Origin of the sequence: Vibrio sp. 10N.222.51.C5 (assembly GCF_041474575.1) — a bacterium.
In the GTDB taxonomy this organism is placed as follows: domain Bacteria; phylum Pseudomonadota; class Gammaproteobacteria; order Enterobacterales; family Vibrionaceae; genus Vibrio; species Vibrio crassostreae_C.
Genome location: NZ_JBFRUJ010000112.1, coordinates 1 through 6495, shown reverse-complemented (window position 1 = coordinate 6495; position 6495 = coordinate 1). Strand labels below are relative to the sequence as shown.

5 protein-coding genes and 1 pseudogene are annotated in these 6495 nt (G+C 41.4%); 1 reads left to right on the top strand and 5 read right to left on the bottom strand.

All coding sequences use genetic code 11. The features are described from left to right. Positions 1 to 854: 854 nt before the first annotated feature. Positions 855 to 1343: pseudogene (locus AB4558_RS21810) on the top strand (GGDEF domain-containing protein); the annotation flags it as partial. Between the two features lie 546 nt (positions 1344 to 1889). On the opposite strand, the gene AB4558_RS21805 reads toward AB4558_RS21810, so the two are convergent. Genes AB4558_RS21805 through vxrA form a run of 5 tightly spaced genes read right to left on the bottom strand, consistent with a single transcriptional unit; the run spans position 1890 to position 6282 of the window. Further along, complete coding sequence (locus tag AB4558_RS21805; RefSeq protein ID WP_004731009.1) at positions 1890 to 2042, bottom strand: YoaH family protein; 153 nt, start codon at positions 2040 to 2042, stop codon at positions 1890 to 1892. Between the two features lie 41 nt (positions 2043 to 2083). Continuing rightward, positions 2084 to 3238, bottom strand: coding sequence for a conjugal transfer protein TraF (locus AB4558_RS21800; protein WP_372074901.1), 1155 nt, complete (start codon positions 3236 to 3238; stop codon positions 2084 to 2086). A gap of 50 nt (positions 3239 to 3288) precedes the next feature. Next, positions 3289 to 4176, bottom strand: coding sequence for a DUF2861 family protein (locus tag AB4558_RS21795; RefSeq protein ID WP_029235234.1), 888 nt, complete (start codon positions 4174 to 4176; stop codon positions 3289 to 3291). After that, complete coding sequence (gene vxrB / locus AB4558_RS21790; protein ID WP_017060099.1) at positions 4176 to 4835, bottom strand: response regulator transcription factor VxrB; 660 nt, start codon at positions 4833 to 4835, stop codon at positions 4176 to 4178. The genes AB4558_RS21795 and vxrB overlap by 1 nt, the downstream gene beginning before the upstream one ends. Next, the gene (gene vxrA / locus AB4558_RS21785) at positions 4810 to 6282 is read right to left on the bottom strand and encodes a sensor histidine kinase VxrA (RefSeq protein WP_029236433.1); all 1473 of its coding nucleotides are present in this window, start codon (positions 6280 to 6282) and stop codon (positions 4810 to 4812) included. The genes vxrB and vxrA overlap by 26 nt, the downstream gene beginning before the upstream one ends. Positions 6283 to 6495: the final 213 nt, after the last annotated feature.

The following is a 6495-nucleotide window of genomic DNA, read 5'->3' as shown; positions in this document are numbered from 1 at the left end:
ATTTTAAAATGGGATTGACATAATAATGCGTGTAGTTAATTCTAAAGGTAGTATTCTCATCTTTTGTCCTTAAAATCCTTGTTCCAACTGACTCTCACGCTTCTTGCGCCGTTCAGAGTTTTCTTATCGCATTTGAAATCTAATAATTATATGTACGGCCAGCGTCTACACAATTCAATCTTCATTCAGAAAATCTAATTGACGCGAAACTTTGTCCGTCTGGTTTAACTTATATGCCACTTCTCTGTTTGCACTAACGGTTCGCTGCGCTGTGTGCAATTCTTGTAAGCATTGCTGTTGTTTCTATTCCAGATTTCACACACGCGACCAATGTTTCTTATCAACTGCACATGCTTAGCTCTCGTTTAAATCCATCAACTAATAAAGTTCGTGTGTCTTATGTAGACCCGCACACAGATTTTTCAAACCTTCTTAACGATTCTCTCTAGAGTTAGTACTTTGTGTTCAGTTTGCATAGATTCATTACACTTATTGCTGGTACACAACACCGATACTTGGGAGATCCATAATCACGGTTTGCCCTGAAATTACGTTCAATTGGACTTAGGTAGCTTTGGTAATAAACCTAAGAGTTACTTTAAACCCATTGCGCTTAGTTTTTCTTTACTTGTTTTCTCTAACTGATATGCCTGCTTTGAAGTCGCAATGGTGTTACCGCCTGAGATTAGAAAGCTTATAATGTTTATCGACATATGTAATCAATAAGTAAAGTGACACTGTAGCTAGCTGTACAGGTAAAGCTTGGTCCTATGGAACACAAAATAAAGAACCCAAATAACAACTGTATATTTACACAGTTAAATTATTATCCCCTTAAAAACGTTACCTTTCGTATAAATACCGAACAAAAACAACGCTATTTAGGCATATATCTGTCGCTGGGCGCGTATTTTTGCCTAGCAATCACGCTAGTGTCGTTGATCTCTTTTAATACGCTCATGGATAAGAACTACGTCATCACACCTGACAGATAGCCTACGCGCGTAAATACGGACAGAGGCCACGATGGTGGCACCGTAGGCTCATTACATAAGTCAGAAGATGGAATTGAGTTACAGTGTGACTTTGAACAAACCTATAGCTTACCCTTCTGTGAAATTGAGTTCGTTATATCGACCCAAAATAAAGGGCTCGATCTCTCAACGTTCGATTCGGTCACCATCAATATAGAATATGAAGGTCAAGAGGAGCCAAGGTTTCGATTCTACATACGTAACCACGACGACAACTACAGCGCTCAAAGCGACCCTATTTCTAACAAGTTCTATCGCTTAGACTTATCATTCCCCAATAGAAAACACATCAATTTAGCATTCTCAAATTGATACGCGCCGCATTCCTTAATCGACTTCTACACAACACCTTACGCCTCGTAAGCTTTTTAAATACTTATTCTGTAAAGCACATATGTGGCAACGAAGCTTGCTCTAAGCGGTGGTAAGCCATTCGCGATATCGGTTTTGAACATTACCGCTGTGGATTGTCTCACTCTGTTCTTCGATGAAATCATCATTTGTCTGCTTCTGAACATTCATGGATTCTCATCCGTTCAAAATACAAGTCACAACGTCACTAGCCGTAAAAATACCATATATTTAGCCACTTAGGTACGGTGACACAAATACTGACACCTAAAATGGCGATTGTTCCACTTTCAGAACTTACTGTAATTTAATTACAACCCAAAGCCAAGAAATGCCTGAAAAGTGGATCACTCCGACATAACTTACTGAATAAAAGGAATTTAATGGTTTTGGATAGGTCGGGAATTCAGGGTAGCTAAAGAGTTGGTATGTACGAGATAATATACTAGAGGGTAATATATTTAGTTATAGTGCACTAAGGGTTAAAAAAGAAGGGCTGATGCCCTACTCTTCTTTATTACTCATTTCTTCACGGATTTGCTCAGCAACGATTTTGATAGCTTGTGCTGTGCTGATGCCTTGGGTCATCATTTCTTGAATTCGTTCAACAGCTTTCTGTTGTTCTTCGTGAGAAAGGGTTGGTAAGTCGTTTAGCATGCTCTGCTCCTTTATTTAGGAGCAGAACTATATAAGGACTGTTAGTAACTAGCAAGGAAATTGATGGATGCACCCATTGCATTTTCATTCGTGTAGTTAGCACTTAGATCTAGCTGAAACAAGTTCAATGGCGAGATACCAACACCAGCTGTCACTGTTCCTTCTGAATCAGAGTAAGCCAGGTTCTTGTAATACCCTCCCCTTAGCTTAAGCTGACGTAACAGGTCGACTTCAGTACCAACACGAATCATCTGTTCGTTGTCTTCGAACGAAGTAAACTTCTCTGCTTCATTCAAATCATAATCAACACTCAACGTAAAGTAATCAGAAACGATCCCCGCACCAACAGTGTAGACAGGCCCCAGGTTATAAGAATGACTCGATGTTACTGTTCTTGTAGCCCCTGAGCTGCTTGTTAGCTGTTGGCTAACGGCTTTAGTTTCAATCTCACGGTCTATAATATTCGTTGCAGAAAAACCCACTCTAAATGGGCCGTAAAACCAAAGCGCACCTGCATCAATATTAAATGTAGTTTCCGCGGTGTCGTTTTCTCGAACATCACTTAGATCGTAGTTTTGTGCCGAGGCAATGTAGTTATACGTATAGATTCTTTGGAGTTTTGGAGAAATACCAAACGACAAATGTTGTCCCATGAACGTTTGATATTTTGCTAATGATATACCAGCTTCCATAATGCCAATAGAAACAGCTTTAACAGCAGTTAACTCAGCATTAACCAAGTCACTATTAGCAGCGTCACTAGATGTATCAGGGGTTACAAATGATTCAGTGTATGCTTTTGCAAATACGTTTGCTGCAATATACTGATTTGGTAGAGCGAATGCTACAACACCACCTAAATCAACATCCAGGCTATCACCATTAAGAGCATCTAGATCAGAACCAGTCACAGTACCTGACTCAATGCTGTCAACTAAATTATCGATATCATCAACTAAGTTATTAGGGTCATTATAATTACCGCCAAAACTTGGCGTGATCATTCCCATGTCATCATTACGACGATAAATCGCAACAAGTGCTGGGTTATAGAATGGAGCAGTTAGGAAGTTTGCTGAAACAACACCAACACCACCCATCGCATCACCACGCGCTTCAATGGCGTAGTTTGCTGCTGAAAGAGGAAGACTGGCGAATGCAATTGACGCTGCGAGTAGTTTTGTAGTTTTTTTCATGCCGTTTATCTTTGTTAGATCCCTTACATAGTTAACGGCACAATTTTAAATTACTTTAACTCTTCTTCGCTAGAAATATCATAAGTTTTACTGATAGTTTGTGCTTGTTCTATCGCTATGTCGCCTTGCCAGCGTGAATGCACCATTGAAACCGCTAAAACATAGCGATCATTAGGAAGTTCTTCACCAGTAAGGTTCATTGGATAATCAGATTCGTAGCTCTTGCCCCAGACCTGTTCATAGTGTTCATCAACGTAATCGTACAAACCGATTTCGAGCTTAGGGAGCGGACAATAAGGATTGAGTAGTTCTTTTTTATCGATTCGCCACGTGTCTTTTGATGCCCAGCGAACTTGTTGACGCATGGCAACTTCACCCAAAACAACCCAAGTGCTCCAAGACTTTCCGCCATCACCTTTAACGCTTAAACGGTATAAACCGGATTCAAGTTGAGAGGCTAAATTGTAACGCTTGCGGTATAGACTCACCGATGCGTTGTTAACCACTTCACTGTCTTTGGTTAACTCACTGTCCGAAGAAACGATCTTATCGACCCACTTCTCGAAGGTAATGTCTTGAATGTTGTTTTCGGATTCAACATTAATCGATACACGAAAGGTATCTCGGCCAGGGCTTTGAATGATGTGTCTTTTAACGACGACTGAACTAATCCAATCTGGGAGTGTTTTTCTGGTGAGAGTTTTACCACAATCTTTGTTCAATGCTTGATCGAACAGTTCATTGAGGTGATCTTCTCGTGATTGAGACGAGTTGATTTGCCAAACTTCCACTAATGAGTCAAACATCTGAGGTAAATCATTATCTAGCAGATGTTTATGAACTTGAGTCAGAGCATCGCTGCTCTTAAACCAATCCGTTGCTTGCGCGGTATTCGCTACGCAAGAAAACATTAATAGTGGAAGTAAGGCTATTCTCATTACGCTTTCATCTTGTAACCAACGCCACGCAGCGTTTCAATTTCTAGACCCGGCAGTTTCTGTCTTAGTTGCAGAACGTGCGTGTCTACCGTACGTGTTGTTGGGAAATGGTTGTAACCCCATACATGGTCAAGCAGTTCATCACGTGTAAACACACGTCCAAGGTTACTTGCCAAGAACAGTAGAAGGTCAAATTCAGTGCGCGTTAACGTTACTTCCTGTTCATTGAAAAACACTTCACGTGTCGCTTTATCGATAACAAGATTCTGAGCGATAACTTTTGATGCATCTTGTTCTTCAGAATCTGGCAGGCGAAGTTGAGCACGAATTCGAGCAAATAGCTCAGCCTCTGCGAATGGCTTTGTTAAGTAGTCGTTTGCACCTGAATCTAGGCCCGCTACTTTGTCTTTTACTGTCACGAGAGCCGTCAGCAAAATAACTGGGATATCTTTCTTTTTCTTCCAACCTGGAAGTGAATCTACTGAGTCGCCATCAGGAAGTTGACGGTCTAGAATCACTAGATCCGCTTGTTCCCAGTAGCCTTCAACTTCAGAGATCAGTTCTGCATGCAAACATTCATATCCAGCTTGCTCAAGGCTAACTAATAAACCGTCAGCTAAATTTTTATCATCTTCAACGAGAAGCAATGTCTGTTTCACAAGGTATCTCCAAAATAAATGTTGTTGGGGGGCCGATAAGCGTCATGTGACCGCCCATTTTTCCAACCATAGATTCCACTATCGTCAGACCTAAACCGAGTCCACTCTTACTTACGAATGGCTTTCTTAGTTGCCCCCAATCTTTGCGAGACAAGTCTCCATTATCTATAACTTTGAATGTCAGCTTCTTGTCAGAAGTATTCAGTTCTAGAATTACTGGAGCCACACCGTATTTCACGGCATTTCTGATTAGGTTATCGATGCACGTTCCCAACCAATATACGTTCACTTTTGCAGCTATATCTTTGTTTACACGGAGTTCAATCCCCGGCGCAAAGTCTTCTTCAACTTTGTATTGGAGCCACTCTTCAACACTTGGCACCCACTCTGTTGCGAGCGGTTGATTATCTGATTGCAGGTAATCTTTACTTGCTTCCGCCAACTGTCTTAAACGGCGTGTATCTTCACACAGCCTACGGAACTCATCATATACCGATTCTGGTAAGTGTTCGAACTCACGCCTGAACCCTTCCACCGTCAATGACAAACTCGCAATCGGCGTTCTTAATTCGTGCGTTAGGATTTGAAGAACCAGCATGCGACTCTTCATCTCTTGTTTCTTGCTGTTCCAGCGGTAAATCGCCCAACCTAAGACAAGCATGATGTTGGCAATAACCAAGATAAACATGGCGACTTGCAGAAGCTCTGAATGATCTTCTATTTCCCAACACACATTACCACGCTGGACAAAACAGCTTTTACCTTCTGAAGACAAGCTAAACGATAACCCAGCAAGCGTGGCATTTTCGTTCCAGACTGATTTTTTATACAGGTAATATCTGTCGCCGCGTTTTACCCACATCTCATCAAGCTCAACAAACATACTGTCACCCGCTAACAGCGCGGTGATTGCTTCGCTATCCATTTGTTGCAAGCGAGACAGTAGTTCATCGTGTTCGGTGTTTGGTCGCTCTTGAATATGCATAAAGCGCTTCAGAGAGTCGAATTTTTCTGGGTACTTCTCAACGTATCGTGCCGCATAAGAACCGCCGCCAGGGTGAATCAAACCACTACGGCTAAACCAACGGTCAGAAAGCTTGGTGCCTTTACACATTGCACGAGTAAAAACTAAAGGCTCAGTAATCAAAGGGCTTAACGGCAGTTTACCACTACAGGTTTTTGATAACTGGTACAAGCGCTGAATGTCTTTTAACGGGTACTCTGCTGTTTGTGGCAGCATAGAAGACGGCATGATCAAACGTGTTGGATAATCAGCCTGTAGCACTCGAATATCGTAAGATTCGATTGCCGTTTCATGATCAAAGAGTTTGGTGAAATTATCGATACGCTCAGGTAAAGAGTCAGCAAATGCGTTTGCAGACACAGACAACGTAGCGATAAGAAGAGTAAATGTTCTTTTGATGATCACAAACCAACGCAAATTCATATGGATCAACCAAATATATACCATTCGCTATCAAAGATAAATTTTTAACCGCATGAGAAACATTGAGAATGGCGAGCTACAGAGATAAAGGCCAATATATTACGGCCACATTGTACATACGTACTAGTAGGCTGATTGGCAAGCCAAACCTCAATTGCGACAAGTTTTGCATCAGGCTTCGTCAACTTCGTATGTAAGCGTGTCATGAACACC